The sequence below is a fragment of the Sphaerotilus sp. genome (assembly GCF_034519685.1).
In the GTDB taxonomy this organism is placed as follows: domain Bacteria; phylum Pseudomonadota; class Gammaproteobacteria; order Burkholderiales; family Burkholderiaceae_C; genus Sphaerotilus.
In genome coordinates this window covers 1,288,212-1,311,052 of sequence record NZ_JAXHOF010000003.1, presented here as the reverse complement: position 1 = coordinate 1,311,052, position 22,841 = coordinate 1,288,212, and the positions used below count along the sequence as shown (strand labels likewise).

The following is a 22,841-nucleotide window of genomic DNA, read 5'->3' as shown; positions in this document are numbered from 1 at the left end:
GGCCGGGGCGGTGGTCGTCAGTCGTCACCGTGCAGCAGCGCGGTGAACGCCGACCCGTCGGGCAGGCCCGGGCTGCGCCGCCGGTTGTCCCGGTGGGTCCACCACAGGCTGTGGCGGGTCAGGTCGGCGCGGTGTGTCAGTGGCTGTGGTGTCGCCGCATCGATCACGGGTCGCGGGTCCGCCGCCAGCGCGGCCTCCAGCGACCCCAGCGACGCACCGGGGCGCAGGCAGTCCTGCGCCGTGTCCGCCAGCCGCTCCAGCCACTCCGCGGCCGTGTCCCCGAGGGCGTCCTCCGCCAGCCATTCGACCGGGCAGGGCGCGGCCAGCAGCAGCGGAAAGTAGCGCCCGACCCGGTCCACGCTCGGCATCAGCACACCCAGCCAGGCCTCGTCGCCCGCGAGCCCCGGCCCCCACGCAAACCGCCAGATCGGCGCGGTCAGGTACAGGTCCAGCCACCCGTCGCCGAGTTCGCGCTGGCTGGCGGCGAGCCCTGAACTGAGCCAGGCGTCGCAGCGCGCCACCATCGCCGGCGTCAGCCGTCGCGTGGCGAAGTCGCCCACCGCCGGCAGCTTGCCGTACCAGCCGCAGACCACGGCCTCGCCCGGGGCCGCCATGTTCACAGCCCCGTCGGACACGAGAAGCTGCGCAGCGCCGCCAGCCGCAGCGGGTTCTGCACGCTGCTGGAGGTGACCTCGAACACGGCCTTGCGGCCGTCGAGGTTGAAGGTGGCGGTGAAGCGCTCGGGGCCGTTGCCGGGGGTGAGCTGCAGCCGGTCGAACAGCCGGAACAGCGCCCACGGCCCTTCGGTCGTCAGGCCCGAGGTACCCGTGCTCGCCACCGGGCTGAGCGCCACCCGCACCAGCGCATTGCCCCGTGGCCCGGGCCACTGCACCGTGCCGGGGATGGCCGGGCCGTGGGCGTACTTGACGGTCTGTCCGTCCACGTCGAGCAGGAACTGCGTGATGGTCGCGTCCATCTCCAGCGGCTTGAAATCGAGCTTCACCGACGGCGTCGTCCCGCCGGCGCGGAAAAACGCATCGCGGATCTCGGCCGCATGCTGGAACTGCAGCAGCGCGCCCGCGCTCAGGCCGCCGCCCATGCTCGTGCCGTCCACCTTGCGGAAGCTCCACGGCCGTGTCGTCGTGTCCACGAAGGTCAGCAGGTTCTTCTGCACGAACTGGTCCATCAGCCCGCCGGGCGCGAACAGCCGGGCGAAGTCGTCCTGCGTCACGTCGCGGGCGCTGCCCCGGTCGAAGGGGTAGCGCCCGGCGGTGGCCTGCTGGCAGAACGTGGTGATCTCCGAGCGCACCGCCTGGCTCAGGTTGCCGCGGGTCGCGTCCAGCGCGGCCTTCGTGCCGCTGACCGACAGGCTCTGCAGCAATGCCTTCATCGGCGGCGGCAGCCGGCCCGCCTCCGCCTTGGCGCGGTTCGGCACGTCGGACGGCGGGGGCGCGTTACCACCCTGCACGGCGGTTTCGGTGGCGTTGAGCTGGGTGTAAAGGTCGTTGATGAGGGCCACCGTGCCATCGATCGGCGCCGGCCCCTTGCCGTCGGGCGAGGCCATCAGCAGGCGCAGTGCGGTGAACCGGTCATCGACCAGCGTCTTCTCCAGCGAGTCGCCACGCGCGACCGACGCGGCCTGCGCATCCCCCAGGATCGGGGCGAGCACCTTCTCCTTCGCCAGCGTCGTCAGGCGTTTTTCCGCCTGGTCGATCACCGAGGCGTTCGGGTTCGCCGAGGGCGTCAGCGTCGTGTGGCGCACGATCTCGCGCAGCAGCGGCTTGAGCGGAGAGTCGGGTGCGGTCAGCACCTTGGACATCTGCACCGCCTTCGACAGGTTGTCGGTCGGCAGCATGCGCAGGTCGTCGATGAACGCACTCCAGCGGCTGGTGTAGTCCGTCAGGTAGACCCGCCGCACATCGTCCACCAGCCGGCTGGCGGCCAGCGGATCCTTCAGCGTCGCCGCCCGCGCGCTGTCCTGCACGCCGAGCACCCAGGTCTCCTCGGCGGCGAGTTCCGACGTCGCGTCCTTCACCACGCCGCTGAACGCCTTGTGGTAGCCCTCGTAGGTGTAGAAGCCCGGCACGCCTTCGGTGAGCGGCTTGCCGCTGGCGCGGGTGAAGACCAGCGGCGTGGACGGCCCGCCCGCGCGCACGGCGGTGAAGTCGGGGATGTCCGCGCCGAGCTGCACGCGCTGCAGCCGGTTGTAGACGCGGTTGGCCAGCGGTGTCGGCGTCAGCCGGGCGCGCGCCTGGGCGATCAGCGCCGCGTTGGCCTTGATCGGCGAGCTGACGGCGCCGCGGGCCAGCAGCGCATCAAGGTGGGCGAGCAGGCTGGTGCGCTGTTCGGCGGTGACCTCGCGCGGCAGGTTGGCGGCCCAGTCGGCCCGCAGGTAGGCGCGGATCCAGTCCGACTGGAAGTGCGCTGGGTCGTGCAGCATCACGGCGGTCTTGAGCGCGTCGTACTGCACGTCGGCGTTGTCCATGCTGCCGGCGACCTGCTCCTCGACCCGCAGCGCGATGCGGGGCAGCAGCGCCTCCTGCAGCATGCGCTCGTAGGTCTGCTGCGCGGCGTCGGCGAGCTTGGGGCGCTGGTCCAGCCCGAAGCGGGCGGCCCACGGCGAGCCTTCCTGTCCGACCAGCGCCCGTGTCTGGTCGAGCAGCGGCAGCAGCGCCACCACGTCCGACGACAGCCGCGCCGGGTCGCTCTGCAGCGCCAGGCGCAGGGCCTCGGTGCGCTGGTCGACGGCGGCCACGGTGTCGCGGTTGAGCTGGTGGCTGCGCAGCCACAGGCCGAGCGCCATCAGACACAGCAGGCCGATGCCGACATAGCCGGCCAGGGCCAGCGCGTGGCGGCTGCGCTCCCATTTCAGGTTGGTGCCGCCGAGCGCGCTTTCGGCAAACACCACCTCGCGCAGCAGCCGCTCTAGGAAGAAGCTCTTGCCGCTGGCCTGGTTGGGCGGCATGGCGGCGCGGTCGAGCTGCAGGTTGCGCGTCAGGCCGCCGAGCATGCGGTCCAGTGGTGTGCCTTCCTGGGTGCCGCTGATGAAGTAGACGCCGCGCAGCAGTGGATGCTCCTCGAACGGCGAGGGCGCGAACACCTCATCCACGAACTCCTTGAGCACCTGGCGCAGCGCGTTGAACTGCTGCGGGAAGGCGTAGATGCGGGCACGGCGGCCGAGGTCGCGCTCGGGCTGCAGCCGGTCGATCAGGCCGTCGGTCAGGCGCTGCTCCAGCAGGTCGAACTCGGTGAGGAAGCCGGAGAGGTCGCTGCGCTGCTGGGCATCGAGCGGGAAGGTGAAGCCCCAGGGGGTGGCGCGCTGCTCCTTGTCGAGCGTGCCGAGGTAGTCCATGAACCCGGCCAGCAGGTCGCACTTGGTCACCAGCAGGTAGACGGGAAAGCGCACGCCGAGCTGCTGGTGCAGCTCCTGCACCCGTGCCCGCACCGCGCCGGCCTCGCGCGCCCGGTCGGCCGCGCTGCGGGTGAGCAGGTCGCTGACCGAGACGGTGACGAGGGCGCCGTTGATCGGCTGGCGCGGCCGGCTCGACTTGAGCAGGCCCATGAAACCGTCCCAGGCGGTCTTGTCGGCGTCGCGGTCGCTGTCCTGCGTGGTGTAGCGGCCGGCGGTGTCGATCAGCACGGCCTCGTCGGTGAACCACCAGTCGCAGTTGCGCGTGCCGGCGATGCCGGCCACGCCGCGCGCCTGGGTCTGGCCGAGCTGCCCGGCGAGCGGGAAGCGCAGGCCGGCGTTGAGCAGCGCAGTGGTCTTGCCCGAGCCTGGCGCGCCGATGAAGAGGTACCAGGGCAACTGGTAGAGGTAACGCTTGGAAACCCGGGCCGAGAGCTGGTCCCACACGCTCCCCGCCGCGCTGGACTTGGCGGTGCCACCGTCGAAGCGGGTCTGGCGCAGCGTCTGCAACCCTTGCTCGAAACGCTCGCGCAGCAGCTTGACCTCGGCGGGCTCCTGCGGGGCCTGGGCGCTGGCGGGGGCGGGGCGCAGCAGTTGGTCGACCACGGCGCTGTTGGCCTGCCGCGTGCGCCATGCCGCCGCCAGCTTTACTGCCAGGTAGCCGCCGACCAGCGCGGCGATCACCACCGCGCGCACCGTCTCGGACGCCAGCGGCTCCCGGCCCGCGATGGCCACCATCGGCCCGACCCACCAGACCAGCGCCGACAGCGCCAGCAGCCCGAGGGCCGCCATCAGCCAGGGATGGAAGATCCACGACAGCAGTTTTTTCATGGCGTCAGCCCCCCGCCTTGGCGCTGGTGAGCAGCAGTTCGATTTCCACCCGGCGGTTGCGGGCGCGGTTGGCGGCGGAGTCGTTGGGCGCGACCGGCTCGGCCTCGCCCTTGCCGCGGGCCTGCAGGCGCTCGGCGGGCACGCCGTCGTTCTGCAGCAGCGTGCGCACGCTGGCGGCCCGCGCTTCCGAGAGGTGCCAGTTCGAGGGGAACTGCAGCGAGCGGCTCTGCACGTTGTCGGTGTGGCCGGTGACGACGACGGTGCCGGGGACGCGGGCCAGCGCCTCGGCGATGCGCTGGATCAGGGCCTCGCGGTCGGCGCTGAGCGTTGCGCTGCCGCTGTCGAACAGACCCTCGCCGCGCAGCACGACGACGCTGCGGTCCGCCAGGTCGCGCACGGCCACCAGACCGGCCTGGATGTCGGGCTGCAGGAAGCCCGCGAGCCGTGGCTGTGCCGCGGGCGCGGCCACGACCACCTGGGTCGGCGCCGGCGCGGGCGGGCGCAGCGCCACGATGCGCGCGAACACCGGGTCCGACGCCGCGCCGAGGCTGAACGCCAGCCCCAGGTACACCGCCAGCAGCGCGAGCATCGCCAGCGCCCCGGTCACCCACAGCGGCAGCCAGCTCAGCAGCGGGCGGCTGCGCTGCGCCTGGACGGGCCAGTGCTGGGCGAGTGCTGCGGCGTGGTCGCCGCGGGCGGTCTTCAGGATCTGCGCCAGCCGGTCGCGCACGGCTTCGAGCTGCGCCTGACCACCCTCGATGACGCGGTAGCGGCCCTCGAAGCCGAGGTTGAGCGCGGCGTAGACCATTTCCAGCAGGTCGCGGTTGGTCGCCGGATCCTGCGCGAGCTTGGCCATGAGCTGGAAGACCTTGTCGCCGCCGAAGCCTTCGTTGTGGAAGGTCACCAGCAGGTTTTGCTTGCCCCAGACGCCGCCGCTGCCCCACGGCGTGCCGGCGGCGGCCTCGTCGAGCACGGTGCAGAGGATGTAGCGTGCCGCCAGCACCCGCTCCTGCGCCAGCCCCTGGGCGCGGGCGCGCTGCTCGAAGTCGCGGATGGCCTGGGCGAGGCTGTCCTTGAGAGCTTGCGGGTCGGCGACGTGCGCGGTCATGCGCAGCCGCGGCGCCATGCACAGCAGCGGGTTCGCCAGCGCGAGCAGCGGGTTCAGCCCGGTCTCGGGTGGTGGCAGGTCGCGGGCGACTTCCGGCAATGGGCGCCCCGCAGCGCTCGGCGGCGGGTTGGCCGACGCGGCGGAGCGGTTCCGGGCGCCCGGCGTGGGCATCATGAACGTCCGGTCGTCCGGGGCGGTGGCGAATGGGTCGTCGGATCGCGGGTCGGTCATCGCAGCCTCCAGGGGGTGCTTGGCTCAGCTCAGCCGGGCGAGCGGATCGCCCACAGTTCCAGCTCCAGCCCGGGGAACTCGCCCGCGATGAAGAGCGCGAGGTTGCCGCTCTGGGCAAAGGTCTGCCACAGCTCGCCGCTGCGCTCCAGATCGAAGTAGTGGAAGCCGGCGTGGAAAGGCAGCTCCCGCGGCACGGTCGGCAGGCTGCGCAGCCCGAGGCCGGGCAGGTTGCTGTTGACGAGCTGCCGGATGCGTTCGGCCGGCCCCACCTTGCTCTGCGCCGGGAAGCGCAGGCGCAGCTGCTCGGCCGGCAGTTGTGCGTTCACGGCCAGCACGAAGGCCGCGCTGCGGACCAGCTCCGGGCTGGGCACCACAGCGGTGTGGACGTTGTGGCCGCGGTCAACGAGCGGGATCTGCTGCGCGAGCCGTTCGTGCTCGAAGGCCAGCATCGTGCGCAGCGCGTCCCACACCGGCGTGAAGCAGCCGCGCAGGTCGTCGTGGCGGTAGAGCGGGAAGTCGGGCGGTCGGCGGCCGGTGGTGGTGAAGGTCGCCAGCTCGCCGGCCAGCGACAGTGCCAGCTCGAACAGCGCGCGCGGATGGACGGTCGGCGCCTCGGCGATCTGGCGCCACAGCGGCTCATGGCGGTTGAGCAGTTGCAGCATCAGGAAGGCGGAGATCTCGGACGTGCCGTGGCTGAGCTGGCCCATGTCGCGCGCCATCGCCTGGGCGCGCTGGCGCACCAGCGTGTGCACCAGTCGCAGGTCGGCGGGCAGCGGCGCGCTGGCGTCGAGTGTCCAGGCGGGCGGGATGTGGCCGCGGTCGAGCCGCACGAGGGCTTCGGGCGTGCGGTCCTGCACCAGCGCGACCGACATCGCCGTGTGCGCGCCAGTCAGGTCGCGGCTGCGTAGCAGCTTGAGCCGCAACTGGCCGGTCTGCACCTCTTCGGGCTCGGCCGCGCCGTCGGTGTTGTCGCGCAGCGCCTCGGTCAGCGCGGTGTAGCGGGCCAGCTCCGGCGCGGCACTGTGGCCCTGGTCGACTTCGTCGGGGCCATCGCGCCGCGCCAGCGCCAGCGTCAGGTGAATGACCTCGTTCTTCAGGTCGGCGGGGATGTCCAGCGGCGGTGGCGGCGGGTCGCACTGCGGGATCGAGAACGGCGTGCCGTCGGGCAGCACGCCGATGGCGCGGGCGATGCCGAGCTTGCCTTGCGCGAGCATGCCCTCGTCGATCTCCAGCGCGCCGTAGCCCCAGGCGAAGGACTGCGTGGCGCGCACGCGGCTGTCGATCACCTGCTCCAGGTAGCGTGCCTCCTGCTGGAAATGGTGTGGCAGCAGGAACATGCCCTGCGACCAGACCACCTTGTTGCGCCAGCTCATCGGGCGGCGCCGGCGTCCGCCGGATCGAGCGTGACGGCCCGGGCGTCGGCCCGCACGCGCACGGCGTTGCGCATCTGCGCCTTCACTGGCACCACCAGCCGCCAGCGTGCCCGCTCCAGGTCACGGTAGCCGGCGACGATGCCCAGGTGGCGGACCTCGGGCGCGAGCGTCTTGTCGAGCACCCGCACCGTGCCGGGCGGCATCACCCACTCTTGCTTGCCGAGCATCTCGGGGCCGAGCGTCTCGCGGTCGCGCTCGAACAGCGCGAGGAAATCGGCCGTGTCGAACAGCGCATGACCGGACAGCTCGTAGACGCGCAGCACCAGCGGCGAGGCGCGGCGGCGGGCGTCCGGGTTGGCGTCGGCGGTGGTGGTGATCTGCAGGTTCAGCAGGGTCGGATCTGGCGTCAGCAGCCCCGCCAGCAGCGGCTTGCGCGGTGCCTCCGCGGTCTTGCCGCCCATGGCCCCTCCCAGTGCACAGCCGGACAAGGCGGCCAGCGTGACCGGACCGGCCAGCGCGGCGTTCAGCAGTCGCTGCAGGGCGGCACGGCGGAGGACTTCGCTGGCGTTCGACATGCAATCGAGGATAGCCGTCGATTTCCCCCCGGGACCATGACCAAGGTCACCTTGGGCGGGGCGATCCCTTAAGCTGCACACTCCCTTTCCGGACTGACAGGAGAACTCCACCATGCCCCTCGCCATCCAGATCTCCGCCTTCGGCGGCCCCGACGTGATGCAGCTTGTCGACCTGCCTGTCGGCGACCCCGGCCCGGGCGAAGTCCGCATCCGCCACCATGCCATCGGGCTGAACTTCATCGACGTCTACCAGCGCACGGGCCTGTACCCGAACACGCTGCCGCTGTCGCTCGGCATGGAAGCGTCCGGCGTGGTCGAGCAGGTGGGCGCCGGGGTCACGCATCTGCAGGCCGGCAACCGTGTGGCCTACGCCAGCCAGCCGCCGGGCAGCTACTGCGAGGTCCGGGTGATGCCGGCGAAATGTGTCGTCCAGCTGCCGGACGGCATCGACGACGAGACGGGGGCCGCGATGATGCTCAAGGGCATGACCGCCGCCTACCTGCTGCGCCGCACGCAGCCGCAGGGCGGGCTGCAGGCGGGGGACTTCGTGCTGTTCCATGCGGCCGCTGGCGGGGTGGGGCTGATCGCTTGCCAGTGGGCGCGCGCGATGGGCCTGAACCTGATCGCCACGGCCGGCAGTCCCGACAAGTGCCTGCTCGCGCTGCAGCACGGCGCCACCCACGCCATCAACTACCGCAGCGAGAACTTCCCCGCCCGCGTGCGCGAGATCACCGAAGGGCGTGGCGTGAAGGTCGTCTACGACTCCATCGGAAAGGACACCTTCGAGGGCTCGCTGGACTGTCTCTCTCCGTTCGGCCTGCTGGCGACCTACGGCAATGCGTCCGGGCCGATTCCGCCGGTCAACCTCGGGGTGCTCGGCGCCAAGGGCTCGCTCTATGTCACGCGTCCGACGTTGTTCACCCACATCGCCACCCGCGAAGGCACCCAGGCGCTGGCGGAGGAGCTTTTTGCGATGGTCGGCTCCGGCGAGGTGAGGATTCCGATCACGCAGCGCTATCCGCTGGCGCAGGTCGCACAGGCCCACCGGGATCTGGAAGCGCGTGCCACGACTGGCTGCACCGTGCTGACGCTGTGAACTGTGCCGCGAACCGCCGTGTCAGGCCGAGCTGTCGGCCTCGCTGCTGGCTTCGTCGATGACGGTGGCGCGGTAGGCATGCCAGCTGGCATGTCCGACCACCGGGCCGATCAGCAGCAGTCCGAGGAACCACGGCAGCATCGCCACGACCGTCAGCCCAGAGATCAGCACCCCCCACCAGACCATCACGACCGGCTGGTTCAGCACCAGGCGCAGGCTGGTCAGCCCGGCCGTGATGGCGTCCACCTGGCGGTCCAGCATCATCGGGATGCTCACCACGCTGACCGAGAAGATCAGCCCGGCGAAGATGGCGCCCACTCCGAGGTAGGTGACGATGAAGCCGATGTTCTCCGGATCGAGCAGGGCCAGCAGCGAGCCTTTCAGGTCCGGCATGCCGTCGAAGCTCACGGCAAAGATCACCATCGCGGCCCGCCCCCAGAGCATCTCCAGCACCAGCAGCACGAAGCCGAAGATGGCCATCTGGCCGGTCCGGGTGTCCCAGGCGGTCAGCGAGTCGCCGAAGTCGGGCACCTCGCCGCGCTCCAGCCGCATCGACATCTGGTAGAGCCCCATGCAGAGGAACGGCCCCATCAGCAGGAACCCGGCGGACAGCGCCATCGTGTAGGCCGGGGCGTTTTCGTAGACCTTCATCAGCGTCCAGCCCATGGCCATGAAGCACACGCCATAGAACAGGCTGATGGCGGGGTGGGCCAGGTAGTCGTGCAGACCCCGCAGCAGCCAGCGCAGCGGGTCGCCGAAGCCGACATGGCGCAGCCGGATCGGCGGCGCATCGCTGGCGGCGGGTGGGGTGGGTGTGGCGTCGTCGGGGAGCGTGTCGTCCGCGGCAGGGTGGGTCGGGCTCATGTCGGGGCGCACTCCTGATTCGATGACCGACGATAGGAGCCTGCGGGCCTTGCCGCCATCGGGACATCACCCGAACTGCCCGCCTGCACCGGTCAACTGCGGCGCACCCGCAACAGCTCGTCCAGGATCAGCCCGATCGCACCGGCCGTGATGGCGCAGTCCGCGATGTTGAACGACGGAAAATAGCCGCCGGGAAAGACCGGGGCGAGCCAGCCCCAGTGGAATTGCAGGAAGTCGACCACGTAGCCGTGCCAGCCCCGGTCGATGACATTGCCGATGGCCCCTCCGAGCAGCATCGCGACGCTGAAGCTGAACAGGCGCTGCTCGGCATGGTTCTTGATCATCCAGATGAACATGACCGAGGCAGCGATGCCCAGACCGATGAAGAACCAGCGTTGCCAGCCAGAGGCCTGGGCCAGGAACGAAAAGGCGGCTCCCGTGTTGTGGACCCGCACCAGGTTGAAGAAGCTGGTGATGACCTGTCCGTCACCCAGCTGGAAGCGCTGCAGGATCCACCATTTGGTGGCCTGGTCGGCGGCGATCACCAGCAGCGACAGCAGCAGCCAGGGTGTCAGCGTGGCCGAGGAAGATCGGGACAGGGAAGTGCGGGACTTGGAGCGCATCGGCAGGCCACCTGAGAGGTCTGAAGGGTCGGGCATGGATCAGGGCGGCACTGTAAACGTGAATCCGCACGCTGTTGCTCGCGCAGCCTTGCATGGCCTGCGTCCAGGGTCCGGATAAGTACCTGAGGTGGAGCGACCGCAATAGCAAAATATGAAAATTATTGCAAAAAATATTCGTGAAATTTTGCTCGGATACTGACTTGGTGTCAAATTGTAGGCCTTGCTGGTTTGTTGACTGGAAGAAAAGGTCGGCAAAGTACAGACAGCAGAAAAGAAAATTGTCCGGGCAAGTCGTGGCCGGGCGAGCACGATGGGGGTCGATCCGGTCAGCGCGGGGGGCACTGGCACAAGACGGATCCACCAGAAGATCAACCAAACGCACAAGATGGCATTCGATGTCTGCTCTGGCAAAAAAGCTGTTCTATTCCAAGCGCTTCAACAAGTTGGCGGTACGGCTGTATTCCGCGGTGAATCCGCCGCCCTACCGCCGCGCGAACATGGAATTCGACTACGACGTTTGGAACGGCATCTGCACGTTCCATTCGCATGACGGGCGCCAGATCGGGGAAAACAACACCAATCCGGCCATCTACCGCGAGGTGGTCGAGACCGAGCACAAGATCTGCAAGTTCGAGGGATCCCGCAACGGGCTGCCGATCAATGTGACGGCCTTGCGCCATGTGATGGCCGTCTGGACCGATGCGCTGCAGTTCACCACGATGCTGCGCAACGACTACATCCGCCGCCGCGGTCTGGTCGGGCCGCGCCTGACGCTGCGCCAGGGCTATGTGTTCTCCAAGCTCGGGGCGGCCTATGCGGCCTATCTGGCACGCAAGCGCCACAACCCGATCACCTCGCTGCCAGCGCTCGAGACCGCGTTCTTCACGCTCGGCGTCGGGCCGTTCATGATCGTGCGGACCTTCATGGAGCGGGGCGATCTGGCCGTGCTGCATGACGGCCCGCTGTCGGCGGCCGAACTCTACGAGATGGCCGACAGCTCCGGCACGCTCATCTCTGCCGAAGGCAAGGGCTGCGCGGGCAGCAAGAAGCTGATCCTGGACTTTGTCGACGTGACCATGAACGGCACGTACGACAAGCCGCTGGACTCGGTGGACGCCCAGCGCGCGGTCCGCAGCATCGCCGATTGGGACGAGTTCTACGCCTATGTCTACGCGACCTCCCGGCTCGAACTGATGGTGCGTCTGACCCAGTACCTCTGCGCACAGTCGCTGTGGGCGCTGCAGTCGCGTGATGGTCTGCTGAACGGGGTGGAACAGGCGCTGGTGTCGGAATGTCTGGCCAAGGCCTACCACGATCCCGGCCCAGGTCATGACGCCCGCACGGTGATGGGGAATTTCATCCAGATCGTGCTGGCGCTGCTCGACGAGTTCGACTTTCCTCAAGTGCGTGCGGTGCTCGTGAATGCCAATCTGGTGAACTCCGGTCATGGGGGTTACCTGATCGATCAGGTTGGTGGAGACGCGCGCATATCGGCTGCGCGCCGGATCCGGCTGGCCACCGAACTGATCCTGCCGCTCTGCAAGCAGGAACTCGACGCCACGCACCGGGCACTGCAGCGCTTCGAGTCAGAGACTGTCACGCTGGAGGATCTCCAGAGTCGGGCCTGCGGGCCATCGCTGACGTCGCTGCTGGTCCTGCTGGAAACCCGCCCGACGCAACACGGGGCACCGGCGGGTGTCCCCGCATGAGCGCACCGTCCACGCCGCTCGATGTTCCCTTCGGCCCCAGTGGCACCGTCGTGTTGCGCAAGATGGTGCTCGACGAGGATGCGCCGTTGCTGCACGACTGGTTCAGCCGCGACTACGCCCGTTTCTGGGGGCTGCAGGGCAAGACGGTGGAGGAGATCCGCGAGAAGTTCGCCGGGATCGAGGCCAGCGGCACCTGTGATGTCGTGTTTGGCATCCTGGCGTCCACGGGCGAGCGGCTGTTCATGTTCGAGTCGTATGACGTCGGCGCTGACACGCTGGGTCAACATTACCCGGTGCAGCCTGGCGACCGCGGGTTTCATTTCATGATTGGTCCGGTAGAAGTTCATCGCCCTGCGATGGCCTTTCATACCTTGCAGGCGGTATGTACTTGGATCTTTCGCGATGCATCGGTGAGTCGAATCGTGTGCGAACCTGATCTTCGCAACGAGAAGGCCATGCGGCGTCTAGTGCAAGCAGGCTACCAAGGTGTGAAAGTCGTGCACCTGCCATACAAGTCCGCATTGTTGATGCAGCGCTCGCGTGGGTCTTTCGAGGCCTCACACGACCAGCCGCCGCCGCGGCAACCGGAGCGTGCACCAGTGGCGGGCCTTGCACTCCAGTACCACCTGCTGGTCAGCCGCATCGGGCGCCGCATCGGCCTGATCGAGCGGCACTGGTGAGGCGGCAGGGCGTCCACGTCAGCGGCACTGATCCTTCGCCAGTTCCACGCTGAAGTTCTCGGTCCGCGTCGTGTCGAAGGACAGGCGCATCAAGCCGTTTTCGACCAACAACCCGAAATTCTCTTCCTCGGAGCAGGGCGGGTTGCGCGCCGTCACGGTGCTGACCATCGCGAGCTGGCCGGTGCGGACGCTGTACCAGGTGAGTTTCACGCTGTAGTCGTGGACGTAGCTGGTCTTGGTCGAGTACCCGATGACGCCGGTGCGCGCTTTCTGGGTGCGCTGGACGCAGGTCCGCTTGCCTGCGGCGTCGGTCGTGCAGTCGGAGAAGGTGCGGGCTGGGGCGACCTCGCCGTAGTCGGCGGAGGTGTACTGGTTCGCGGTGGTCGTGGCGGTCAGGGCGGCTGTCACCTGGAGGTCTGCTGGCGTGCCCTTCGGCGGGGGGCTCAGCGGGGTGTAGACCTTTGTGAACCCGCGCTCGCGCAGCCGATCGGCGATGTTGGGCAGGTGCCGCCGGTTGCGCAGCGCGGTCGACTCATCTGCCTCGGACGCCTTGAGCAGCACCACCATGTCCGGCCGGACCGGCAGGTTGGGGTCGGTTTCGGAGCTGACCGTGCCTTGGAGGTGGGTGGCGCAGCCGGTGAGCAGCAAGGTGGCCACCAGCGCGGCAGAGGATGCAGAGGCGGTGAAGTGCATGGGGCGGGTGTTCCGTGGACCTGAGCGCACTCTACCGCCTTGGCTGTTCAGGCGACCGAGCGGGCCTCGCCGTCGCTATGCAGATTGCTGTCACACCGCCCGCAGATCGTCGGATGCGCTGGATTCACCCCCACATCGTCGCAGTAGTGCCAGCACCGCTCGCACTTCACCGCCGCACTCGGCGTCACCGTGATCGCCAGCGCCTCGCCCACCGACAGGCTCGCCGCTGACGTGATGAGCACGAACTTGAGGTCATCGCCCAGCGAGGCAAGCACGTCGTGGTCGGCCTGGGGCGCGGCGATGTGGACGGTGGCCTGCAGCGACGAGCCGACCGCACCGCCGGAGCGCACGGTCTCGATCTCCTTGTTCACCGCCTCGCGCACCGCCCGCACCCGCGCCCACTTGGCCAGCAGCGCCTCGTCCGGCGCGGCGAACGTGCTGTACGTCTCCGTGAAGATCGACCCGCTCGACGCTTCGCCCGCGAAGACGCCCCACGCCTCTTCCGCCGTGAAGCTCAGGAACGGCGCCATCCAGCGCAGCATCGCGTTCGTGATGCGCCACAGCGCGGTCTGCGCCGAGCGGCGGGCCAGCGACTTCGGCGCGGTCGTGTAGAGCCGGTCCTTGAGCACGTCGAGGTAGAACGCGCCCAGGTCTTCCGAGCAGTAGACCTGCAGCTTCGACACCACTGGGTGGAACTCGTAGACCTCGTAGTGCGCGAGGATCTCGGCCTGCAACTGCGACGCCCGCGCCAGCGCGTAGCGGTCGATCTCCAGCAGGTCGGCATCCGCCACCAGATCGGTCGCCGGGTTGAAATCGCTCGTGTTCGCCAGCAGGAAGCGCACCGTGTTGCGGATGCGGCGGTACGCATCGACCACGCGGGCGAGGATCTTGTCGTCGATGTTCAGGTCGCCCGAGTAGTCGGTCGCCGCCACCCACAGCCGCACGATCTCGGCGCCGAGCTTGTTGCTGATCGTCTGCGGCTCGACCGTGTTGCCCAGGCTCTTGCTCATCTTGCGGCCCTGGCCGTCGGTGGCAAAACCGTGGGTCAGCAGGCCGCGGTAGGGTGCGCGGTCGTACAGCGCGCAGCCCAGCAGCAGCGACGAGTGGAACCAGCCGCGGTGCTGGTCATGGCCTTCGAGGTACAGGTCGGCTTCCGGGCCATCGCCGTGGAAGCACGGACCGGGGTAGGCGTGCGCGTGGCTGCCGCGCAGGACGTGCTGGAAGGTCGAGCCGGAGTCGAACCAGACCTCCAGGATGTCGGTGCTCTTGGTGTAGTGCGGCGCGTCCTCGGCCCCGAGGATTTCCTCCACCGTCACGCGGCTCCACGCCTCGATGCCGCCGCGCTCCACGATGTCCGCCGCCTGGTCGACGATCTCCATCGTGCGCGGGTGCAGCTCGCCCGAGTCCTTGTGCAGGAAGAACGGCACCGGCACGCCCCACGACCGCTGGCGCGAGATGCACCAGTCCGGCCGGTTGGCGATCATGTCGCGCAGCCGGGTGCGGCCGTTCTCGGGGTAGAACTGGGTCTGGTCGATGGCGTCGAGCGCGAGCTGGCGCAGCGTCTTGGGCGCCTTGTCCTTCGTGAACACGCCTTCGCCCTTGTCCATGCGCACGAACCACTGCGCCGCGGCGCGGTAGATCACCGGCGTCTTGTGGCGCCAGCAGTGCGGGTAGCTGTGGACGATCGGCTGCGTGGCCATCAGGCGGCCGTGCTGGCGCAGCGTGTCGAGGATGACGGGGCACGCCTTCCAGATGTTCAGGCTGCCGAACAGGGCCAGGTCTTCGGCGTACTGGCCGTTGCCCTGCACCGGGTTCAGGATCTCGTCGTACTTCAGGCCGTTGGCGACGCAGGAGTTGAAGTCGTCCACGCCGTAGGCCGGGGCCGAGTGGACGATGCCGGTGCCGTCGCCGGCCGTCACATAGTCGGCCAGGTACAGCGGCGACAGGCGCCGGTAGCCGGCGTCCACGTCGAACAGCGGGTGGCGGAAGGTCTGGCCGCGCAGCGCCTCGCCCTTGGCGGTGGCGAGCACGGTGCCGGTGAGCTGGTAGCGTTCGAGGCACTTCGCCACCAGCTCCTCGGCCAGCAGCAGCACGCCACGCGGCGTGTCCACCAGTGCGTAGCTCAGCTCGGGATGCGCGTTCAGCGCCTGGTTGGCCGGGATGGTCCACGCGGTGGTGGTCCAGATCACCGCGAACGCCTGCTTCGCCTCGGGCAGCGCAGCCAGGCCGAACGCGGCGGCCAGGGCGGCTGTGTCGTTCGCCTCGAAGGCCACGTCCAGCGTGTCGCTCTTCTTGTCCGCGTACTCGATCTCGAACTCGGCCAGCGACGAGCCGCAGTCGAAGCACCAGTACACCGGCTTCAGGCCGCGGTAGACAAAACCGCGCTCGATCACGCGCTTGAACGCGCGCAGCTCGCCCGCCTCATTCGCGAAGTCCATCGTCCGGTACGGCCGCTCCCAGTCGCCGAGCACGCCCAGGCGCTTGAAGTCCTCGCGCTGCTGGGCGATCTGCTCGGTGGCGAAGGCGCGCGACTTGGCCTGCATGTCGTCGCGGCTGAGCTTGCGGCCGTGCAGCTTCTCGATCGCGTTCTCGATCGGCAGGCCGTGGCAGTCCCAGCCGGGGATGTACTGCGCGTCGAAGCCGCCGAGCTGGCGCGACTTGACGATCATGTCCTTGAGCACCTTGTTCAGCGCGTGGCCGATGTGCAGCTTGCCGTTGGCGTACGGCGGGCCGTCGTGCAGCACGAACAGCGGCGCCCCCTTGCGGGCCTCGCGCAGGCGGCGGTAGAGCGTGGCGCCGTGGGCCTGGGTGTCGTTCCAGTCCTTGACCCAGCCGCCTTCGCGCTTGGGCAAATCGCCGCGCATCGGGAAGGGGGTGTCGGCGAGGTTGAGCGTCGCGCGGTAGTCGGTGGCGGGCGTCGAGGTGTCGGGTGTCTGAGTCATGGCGCTTCGTTCAATCCGCCCGCCCGGCCGTCATTCCCGCGCAGGCGGGAATCCACGAAGGGAAAAGCGGTGGGGCAGGGGCACTGCAGGGGTGGGTTCCCGCGTGCGCGGGAATGACGAAAAGGGGCGGTGGCGGCGTGGGGGCGCCGCGTTCAAATTCGGTCGCGCGTGGTCTGGCGACGGTCGGCGGCGTGGGTGTCGAACCACTGGCGTGCGTTCACCACGTCCTGACGGATCGCGGTGGTGAGGGCGTCAAGGCCGTCGTAGCGGGCCTCGTCGCGCAGTTTGTGCAGTAGTTCCACGCGCACGAGTTTACCGTAGCCCCCTTCGCGCCCCAGCTCAGCCGGCCAGTCGAGGCAGTGTGTCTCCAGCAGGATGCGCCCGGCGTCCTCGACGGTCGGCCGCACGCCCAGGCTCGCCACGCCGTCGACCGGGCGCCCGGTCGGGCCGGTGAGGCCGTGGACCCGCACGACGTAGATGCCCGCCGCGGCCGATCGATGGAAGGGGAAGCGCAGGTTGAGCGTGCGGAACCCGTCGCTTGCGCCCTCGGCCGTGGCGCCGAGTCCGCGGCCGAGCTTGCGCCCGTGCGTCACGTGGCCGCTGACGCTGTAGGGGCGGCCGAGTAGCTCGGCCGTGCGCGCCATGTCGCCTTGGGCCAGCGCGTCGCGGGTGGCCGAACTCGACACGCGCTGGCCGTGGACCTCGTAGCTCAGCATCCGCGCGACATCGAAACCAGCGGCATTGCCCGCGGCGTCAAGCATCGCGTAGTCGCCCGCCCGCTTCGCGCCGAAGCGGAAGTCGTCGCCGACCAGCACATAGCGCGCGCCCAGCCCGCGCACCAGCACGTCGTCGATGAACGCCTGCGGCGACTGGCCCGCCAGCCGCTCGTCGAAGCGCATCAGCACGACCTGGTCCACGCCACAGCGCTCCAGCTCCAGCAGCTTGTCGCGCAGCGTGGCGATGCGGGCGGGGGCCTTCTCTGGCGTGCCGGCCTTGCGGGCGAAGAAGTCGCGCGGATGCGGCTCGAACGTCATCACACAGCTCGGCAGGCCGCGGTGACGCGCTTCGTTGTTGAGCAGCGCGAGCATGGCCTGGTGGCCGCGGTGGACGCCGTCGAAATTGCCGATCGTCAGGGCGCAGGCCGGCGCCAGATCGGGGTGGTGGATGCCACGGAAAACGCGCATGTCGTGGCTCGGTCTCAGATGTCTTGCGGATCGATCCAGCACCACTGCCCCGGCGCCAGCCCCTCAGGGATCGTGATGCGCCCGAACGAGCGCCGGTGCAGCGACTCGACATGGTTGCCGACGGCGGCGACCATGCGCTTGACCTGGTGGTACTTGCCCTCGGTCAGCATCATGCGCAGCGTGAACTCGCCCGTCGCCTCGCATTCCTCCGAGCGCACCGGCACCGGGTCGTCGTTCAGCACCACGCCCGCACGCAGCTGCGCCACCTGCTCCGGCGTGACCGGGCGGGCGCAGGTGATCTCGTAGACCTTGTCGACGTGCTTTTTCGGATGCGTCAGCTTGTGGATCAGCGCGCCGTCGTCGGTGAGCAGCAGCACGCCGGTGGTGTCCTGGTCGAGCCGGCCGACGGGCTGCACATCGCCGCCGCTGCGCCACCGCAGCGGCGTGGGCAGCAGCGTCATCACGCTCGGCCAGTGCTTGGGTTTCTGCGAACACTCGTAGCCGGTCGGCTTGTGCAGCAGCACCAGCGCGAACTCGCGCCACGGCCAGTCGCGCCCCTCGACGGTCAGCACCAGTCCCTCGGGCGAGACCAGTGCGTCGGGATCATCGGCGACACGGCCGGCGATGGACACCAGCCCGTTCAGCACCAGCCCGTCGCAGTCGCGGCGGGTGCCGAAGCCCTGGGTGAACAGGGCGTGCGACAGCGTGATGTCGCGAGCGGCGGCGGATTTCTTGGAGGATTTCTTCGACATGAGGCCGCCAGTGTAGGGCGGGCGGCCCCGGGATTGCCGTGCCGCCGTGCCTGCCGCGGCTCAGGCGAAGACGCCCGCCGTGTCCTGCATCCCGGCGCTGACCTCTCCGAGGTGGTGCAGCGTGTCGCCCCACTGCATCTCCATGCAGGTCAGCCGCTTGAAGTAGTGGCTGCCGACGTACTCGTCCGTCACGCCGATGCCGCCGTGCAGCTGCACGCACTGCTGGCCGACGAAGCGCATCGACTGGCCGAGCTGCACCTTGGCCTGCGACACGGCGCGCCGGCGCACGTCCGGCGCGTCGCCGAGCCGCAGCGTGGCGAGGTAGCTCATCGAGCGGCCGAGTTCGAGCTGCATCTTGCAGTCCGCCAGCCGGTGGCGCAGCGCCTGGAAGCTGGCGATGGCCACACCGAACTGCTTGCGCGTGTTCATGTAGTCGGCGGTGAGCTTCACCAGGAAGTCCATCGCCCCCACGGCTTCCGCGCACAGCGCCGCGATGCCCACGTCGGCCGCGTGTTCGAGCACGGCCAGTGCGTCGGTGTCGGTGACCAGCGTCGCGGCGGCGGCGTCGAAGTGCACTTCCGCGGCGCGCCCGCCGTCCTGCGTCAGGTAGCCGCGCGTGGTCACGCCCGGCGCGCCGCGCTCGACCAGCCACAGGCCCAGGGTGTCTCCCGCGCGGGCGCTGACGATGTACGCATCGGCCACATCGCCGACCGGCACCAGGCTCTTCGTGCCGCTGAGCTGCCAGCCGTCGCCGACCGGCGTGGCGGTCGTGGTCACGCGGTCGAGCCGGTAGCGCGAGGCGCGTTCCTGCTGGGCCAGCACGACCCGCGCTTCGCCCGACGCGATCCTCGGCAACCACGCCGTCTGCACCGCCTCGGGTGCGGCGGCCAGCAGCGTCGGTGCCACCAGCGCGGCGGCGGCGTAGGGCGCCAGCACCAGCCCGCGGCCGAGTTCCTCCATCACGATCATCGCCTCGGTGGCGCCCCAGCCCATGCCGCCATGCGCCTCCGGCACGGCCAGCCCGGTGAGGCCCAGGTCCGCCAGCGCCTGCCACACCTCGCGGCTGTCGCCGCCGGCCTGGACGATCGCGCGGTGCTGCTCGAAGCCGTGGCCCTTGTCCACCCAGCGCCGCACGGCGTCCCGCAGCTGTTCCTGGTCGTCGCTGAAATCGAAATCCATGTCTGTCTCCTGGTGCCGGATCGGCGCGTGCCCGGGGGTCAGCCGAACAGCGTCTGCGCGACGATGTTGCGCTGCACTTCGTTGCTGCCGCCGTAGATCGTCGTCTTGCGGTAGTTGAGGTAGGTCGAGGTCAGCGGTGCGCAGTGCGCGGCGGCGCCCGGCCACAGCCCGCCGAGCGCTTGGTCGCCCTGCCAGCCGGCGTCCATCGCTTCATGGATGAAAGGCAGGCTGTAGGGGCCGCCGGCCAGCATCATCAGCTCGGTGTAGCGCTGCTGGATCTCGCTGCCGCGGATCTTCAGCAGGCCGGCGATGTCGAGCGACTTCTTGCCCCCGCGCTCGGCCGACAGCACGCGCAGCACCATCATCTCCAGCGCCACGATGTCCACCTCCAGCAGCGCGATCTGGTCACGGAAACGCTGGTCGCCATCCCACAGCCCTTCCGCCTTCGCGATGCGCTTGAGCCGCTCCAGTTCGCGCTTGGCGCGGTTCACGTCGGCGATGTTGGTGCGCTCGTGGGCGAGCAGGTACTTGGCGTAGGTCCAGCCCTGGTTTTCCTCGCCGATGAGCTGGTCCGCCGGCACCTGCACGTTGTCGAACCAGACCTCGTTGACCTCGTGCTCGCCGTCGAGCGTGATGATCGGCCGCACGGTGACGCCGGGGGACTTCATGTCGATCAGCAGGAAGCTGATGCCGGTCTGCGGCTTGCCCGTGGTGCTGGTGCGGACGAGGCAGAAGATCCAGTCTCCGTACTGGCCGAGCGTGGTCCAGGTCTTCTGGCCGTTGACGACGTAGTGGTCGCCGACGCGCTCGGCGCGGGTCTTGACGCTGGCGAGGTCGGAGCCGGAGCTGGGCTCCGAGTAGCCCTGGCTCCACCAGACGTCACCGCTGGCGATGCCGGGCAGGAAACGCGCCTGCTGCGCCGCGTTGCCGAAGGCCATGATGACGGGGGCGACCATGACCGGCCCGAACGGGATGACCCGCGGCGCACCGGCCAGCGCGCACTCTTCCTCGAACAGGTGGCGCTGCACGGCGTTCCAGCCGGGCCCGCCAAACTGCGTCGGCCAGCCCCAGCCGAGCCAGCCCTTGGCGCCGAGGATCTTCGCCCAGCGCTGCAGATCATCGCGCGTCAGGCGCAGCGCAGCATGGACCTTGGCCGAGATGTCGGCGGGCAGATGCCCGGCGACCCAGTCGCGCACCTCGGCGCGAAACGACAGTTCGTCGTCGGTGAAGTTCAGGTCCATGGTGCTTGTCTCCGTGCGTGTTCTGGCTGATTTTGTAGCACGGGGTCGGACAGGCGGCTTGTCCCTGCTGCGACAGGCCTGCGGTCGGCGAGGTGACCGGGGCATTGGGGCTCAAGTTCGCTGGTTCAGCGCCGAAACTGTGGCGCAAGAGTCCCGCTTCTGTCGCGATCGGGGATTCCGTCCAGCGTGCAGCCAAGGCCCGAACCATGAAAAAGTCCATCACCTTCATCCATCCCAGCCGCTACCAGCGGGTCGAGGTTCGTGTCGGTCCTGATCCGCTCCTGCTGCTGGCCGGTGCCGTGGCGCTGTCGCTTCATGCGTGGGCCGCGCTGTGGGGGGAGACTGTGCACTGGGGCTGGCTGGCGGGGGGCGCCGTGCTGGCCCATGCCCGGCTGTGGCGCCATGCGCTGACGCTGCCCATGGCCGCCTCGGTCACGCTGGCGCTGATGTCCGGCGGCATGTCGATGGCCATCACGGCCGTGGCGGTCAACAAGCTGGTGGCGCAGCGCTACCGGCATGCCGGCTGGAAGATCCGCAACACGGACGGCGAACTGGGCGAGTACTCGTCGCGCTTTCTCGCGGTCGACAAGCTCGGATTCCATGAGCGGGATCTCATGGCAAATGTCGTGGGCAAGCACCTCGATGAAGGACTGATCGACGTGCGCGACGACTACACGCCGGTCACGCCGCTGCCGGCCAGGGCCCCGGCCGCTGCAGCGCCGGCGCGCACGCCGGACCGGCCCTACATCGTGCTGTGAGGCAGCGTCCGGGGATGTCCCGCTGCGTGTGCGTCAGTCGCGGAAATTGTTGAAGCTCAGCGGCGCCTCGGTGATCTCCTTGCGCAGCAGGGCCATCGCGGCCTGCAGGTCGTCGCGCTTGGCGCCGGTGACGCGCACCGTGTCACCCTGGATGCTGCCCTGGACCTTGAGCTTGCTTTCCTTGAGCGTCTTCTGGATCTTCTTGGCGAGGTCGCTCTCGATGCCGGCCTTGACGATGACCTTCTGCTTGAGCTTGTCGTGGCTCATCTTTTCCGGCTTGGCGGACAGGTCGAGGAAGCGCACGTCCACGCCCCGCTTGGCCATCTTGCCCAGCAGCACATCGGTGACCTGCTGCAGCTGGAAATCGCTGTCGGCGTAGAGCGTCAGCTCCTTGTCTTTCTGCTCGACGCGCGCATCGCTGCCCTTGAAATCGAAGCGGGTGCCGATTTCCTTGTTCGATTGGTCGATGGCGTTGCGGACTTCGGTCAGTTCGGGTTCGAGGACGGTGTCGAAGCTGGGCATGGTGGTCTTTTCTGTGAATTTGCAGGGATGGGGGAAAATTCTGCCATGCACATCGAAACTGCCGTCAATTTGCGGGCCTGGAATACCTTCGGCCTGCCCGCCACCGCCCAGACCCTGGTCCACATTGACGAGGAAGCCGACGTGCGCCGGGTCGTTGACCATCCGGAATTCGGCCCCGCGCCCAAGTTCATCCTGGGCGGGGGCAGCAACATCGTGCTGGCGCGCGATGTGACGGCCTGCGTGCTGAAGGTGGAAATTCCCGGCCTGCGCATCGTCGAAGAGCGTGCGGACGCGGTCATCGTCGAGGCGGGAGCGGGCGAGTCGTGGCACCGGCTGGTGGCCTGGACCATCGAGCAGGGGCTGGGCGGGCTGGAGAACCTGGCGCTGATTCCCGGGACGGTGGGTGCGGCGCCCGTCCAGAACATCGGCGCCTACGGGCTGGAACTGGCCGACCGCTTCGACTCGCTCGACGGCGTCGATCTGGTCACCGGGCGCGGCTTCACGCTGGACCGGCGCCTGTGCCGCTTTGGCTACCGGGACAGTGTCTTCAAGCATGAACTGGCGGGAAAATCGGTCATCACCCGGGTCCGGTTCCGACTTCCGCGCCCATGGCAGCCGGTGCTGGGCTATCTCGACCTGCTGCGCAAGATCGAGGAAACCGGTGTCACGCATCCCGATGCGCGCCAGATCTTCGACTGGGTCTGCGCCATCCGGCGCGCCAAGCTGCCCGACCCGGCCGTGATCGGCAATGCCGGCAGCTTCTTCAAGAACCCGGTGGTCACGCCCGAGCAATGCCGCGACATCATCGCCCGCGATCCGCATGTCGTGCACTACCCGATGGACGACGGCAGCTTCAAGCTCGCCGCCGGCTGGCTGATCGATGCCTGTGGCTGGAAGGGCAAGTCGGTGGGTGGCGCAGCGGTCTACGAGAAGCAGGCGCTGGTGCTGGTCAACCGCGGCGAGGCGCGGGGCGCGGAGGTCATCACGCTGGCACGCGCCATCCAGGAAAGTGTCTACGGCCGCTTCGGCATTCGGCTGGAGCCTGAGCCGATCGTGGTGGGCTGACGCGGG

The 22,841-nt window shown here is 69.0% G+C and carries 19 protein-coding genes; 5 read left to right on the top strand and 14 right to left on the bottom strand.

Translation table 11 applies throughout. From position 1 onward, the window contains the following. Nucleotides 1–17 precede the first annotated feature (17 nt). From tagF to tssJ, 5 genes are read right to left on the bottom strand one after another with little or no spacing between them, the layout of a single operon-like run. A complete protein-coding gene (gene tagF / locus U5O44_RS09785; RefSeq protein ID WP_322588239.1) occupies nucleotides 18–614 on the bottom strand; it encodes a type VI secretion system-associated protein TagF in 597 nt (198 codons plus the stop codon). Between the two features lie 2 nt (nucleotides 615–616). Further along, a complete protein-coding gene (gene tssM / locus U5O44_RS09780) occupies nucleotides 617–4,240 on the bottom strand; it encodes a type VI secretion system membrane subunit TssM (RefSeq protein WP_322588238.1) in 3,624 nt (1,207 codons plus the stop codon). Between the two features lie 4 nt (nucleotides 4,241–4,244). Continuing rightward, nucleotides 4,245–5,579, bottom strand: a complete 1,335-nt coding sequence (locus U5O44_RS09775) for a DotU family type VI secretion system protein (RefSeq protein ID WP_322588237.1) — start codon at nucleotides 5,577–5,579, stop codon at nucleotides 4,245–4,247. Nucleotides 5,580–5,608: 29 nt separating this feature from the next. After that, nucleotides 5,609–6,952, bottom strand: a complete 1,344-nt coding sequence (gene tssK, locus U5O44_RS09770) for a type VI secretion system baseplate subunit TssK (protein ID WP_322588236.1) — start codon at nucleotides 6,950–6,952, stop codon at nucleotides 5,609–5,611. Continuing rightward, a complete protein-coding gene (tssJ, locus tag U5O44_RS09765) occupies nucleotides 6,949–7,527 on the bottom strand; it encodes a type VI secretion system lipoprotein TssJ (protein ID WP_322588235.1) in 579 nt (192 codons plus the stop codon). Before tssJ ends, tssK begins: the two co-directional genes overlap by 4 nt. 112 nt (nucleotides 7,528–7,639) lie before the next feature. On the opposite strand from tssJ, the gene U5O44_RS09760 reads away from it, so the two are divergent. Next, a complete protein-coding gene (locus U5O44_RS09760; RefSeq protein ID WP_322588234.1) occupies nucleotides 7,640–8,623 on the top strand; it encodes a quinone oxidoreductase family protein in 984 nt (327 codons plus the stop codon). A gap of 21 nt (nucleotides 8,624–8,644) precedes the next feature. On the opposite strand, the gene U5O44_RS09755 is transcribed toward U5O44_RS09760, so the two are convergent. Next, nucleotides 8,645–9,487 (bottom strand): DUF2189 domain-containing protein, encoded by an 843-nt coding sequence (locus U5O44_RS09755; RefSeq protein WP_322588233.1) that lies wholly within the window; start codon nucleotides 9,485–9,487, stop codon nucleotides 8,645–8,647. A 92-nt stretch (nucleotides 9,488–9,579) separates the two neighbouring features. Beyond that, entirely contained in the window at nucleotides 9,580–10,110 is a 531-nt protein-coding gene (lspA, locus tag U5O44_RS09750) for a signal peptidase II (protein ID WP_322588503.1), read from the bottom strand. A gap of 395 nt (nucleotides 10,111–10,505) precedes the next feature. Here lspA and U5O44_RS09745 point away from each other — a divergent pair, with 395 nt between their 5' ends. Both U5O44_RS09745 and U5O44_RS09740 read left to right on the top strand, forming a co-directional pair. Then, on the top strand, nucleotides 10,506–11,819 hold the full coding sequence (locus U5O44_RS09745) for a hypothetical protein (protein WP_322588232.1): 1,314 nt from the start codon (nucleotides 10,506–10,508) through the stop codon (nucleotides 11,817–11,819). Beyond that, a complete protein-coding gene (locus U5O44_RS09740; protein WP_322588231.1) occupies nucleotides 11,816–12,499 on the top strand; it encodes a GNAT family N-acetyltransferase in 684 nt (227 codons plus the stop codon). The genes U5O44_RS09745 and U5O44_RS09740 overlap by 4 nt, the downstream gene beginning before the upstream one ends. Before the next feature lie 18 nt (nucleotides 12,500–12,517). On the opposite strand, the gene U5O44_RS09735 is transcribed toward U5O44_RS09740, so the two are convergent. The 6 genes from U5O44_RS09735 to U5O44_RS09710 all read right to left on the bottom strand — a co-directional run bounded on the left by U5O44_RS09735 (nucleotide 12,518) and on the right by U5O44_RS09710 (nucleotide 20,490). Beyond that, entirely contained in the window at nucleotides 12,518–13,192 is a 675-nt protein-coding gene (locus tag U5O44_RS09735) for a hypothetical protein (protein WP_322588230.1), read from the bottom strand. 47 nt (nucleotides 13,193–13,239) lie between these two features. Next, the gene (gene ileS / locus U5O44_RS09730) at nucleotides 13,240–16,134 is read right to left on the bottom strand and encodes an isoleucine--tRNA ligase (RefSeq protein WP_322588229.1); all 2,895 of its coding nucleotides are present in this window, start codon (nucleotides 16,132–16,134) and stop codon (nucleotides 13,240–13,242) included. A gap of 152 nt (nucleotides 16,135–16,286) precedes the next feature. After that, nucleotides 16,287–17,318, bottom strand: coding sequence for a bifunctional riboflavin kinase/FAD synthetase (locus tag U5O44_RS09725; protein ID WP_322588228.1), 1,032 nt, complete (start codon nucleotides 17,316–17,318; stop codon nucleotides 16,287–16,289). 14 nt (nucleotides 17,319–17,332) lie between these two features. Beyond that, nucleotides 17,333–18,070 carry a pseudouridine synthase gene (locus U5O44_RS09720; RefSeq protein ID WP_322588227.1) on the bottom strand — a complete coding sequence of 246 codons (738 nt, stop codon included), beginning with the start codon at nucleotides 18,068–18,070 and terminating at the stop codon, nucleotides 17,333–17,335. Nucleotides 18,071–18,130: 60 nt separating this feature from the next. Continuing rightward, nucleotides 18,131–19,249, bottom strand: a complete 1,119-nt coding sequence (locus tag U5O44_RS09715) for an acyl-CoA dehydrogenase family protein (RefSeq protein ID WP_322588226.1) — start codon at nucleotides 19,247–19,249, stop codon at nucleotides 18,131–18,133. Between the two features lie 38 nt (nucleotides 19,250–19,287). Then, nucleotides 19,288–20,490, bottom strand: a complete 1,203-nt coding sequence (locus tag U5O44_RS09710; RefSeq protein ID WP_322588225.1) for an acyl-CoA dehydrogenase family protein — start codon at nucleotides 20,488–20,490, stop codon at nucleotides 19,288–19,290. A 206-nt stretch (nucleotides 20,491–20,696) separates the two neighbouring features. Here U5O44_RS09710 and U5O44_RS09705 point away from each other — a divergent pair, with 206 nt between their 5' ends. Next, nucleotides 20,697–21,248, top strand: coding sequence for a hypothetical protein (locus U5O44_RS09705; protein ID WP_322588224.1), 552 nt, complete (start codon nucleotides 20,697–20,699; stop codon nucleotides 21,246–21,248). Between the two features lie 33 nt (nucleotides 21,249–21,281). Here the strand turns inward: U5O44_RS09705 and U5O44_RS09700 are convergent, their stop codons facing one another. Continuing rightward, nucleotides 21,282–21,770 (bottom strand): YajQ family cyclic di-GMP-binding protein, encoded by a 489-nt coding sequence (locus U5O44_RS09700; RefSeq protein ID WP_322588223.1) that lies wholly within the window; start codon nucleotides 21,768–21,770, stop codon nucleotides 21,282–21,284. Between the two features lie 45 nt (nucleotides 21,771–21,815). Here U5O44_RS09700 and murB point away from each other — a divergent pair, with 45 nt between their 5' ends. Continuing rightward, the gene (murB, locus tag U5O44_RS09695; RefSeq protein WP_322588222.1) at nucleotides 21,816–22,835 is read left to right on the top strand and encodes a UDP-N-acetylmuramate dehydrogenase; all 1,020 of its coding nucleotides are present in this window, start codon (nucleotides 21,816–21,818) and stop codon (nucleotides 22,833–22,835) included. Nucleotides 22,836–22,841 lie beyond the last annotated feature (6 nt).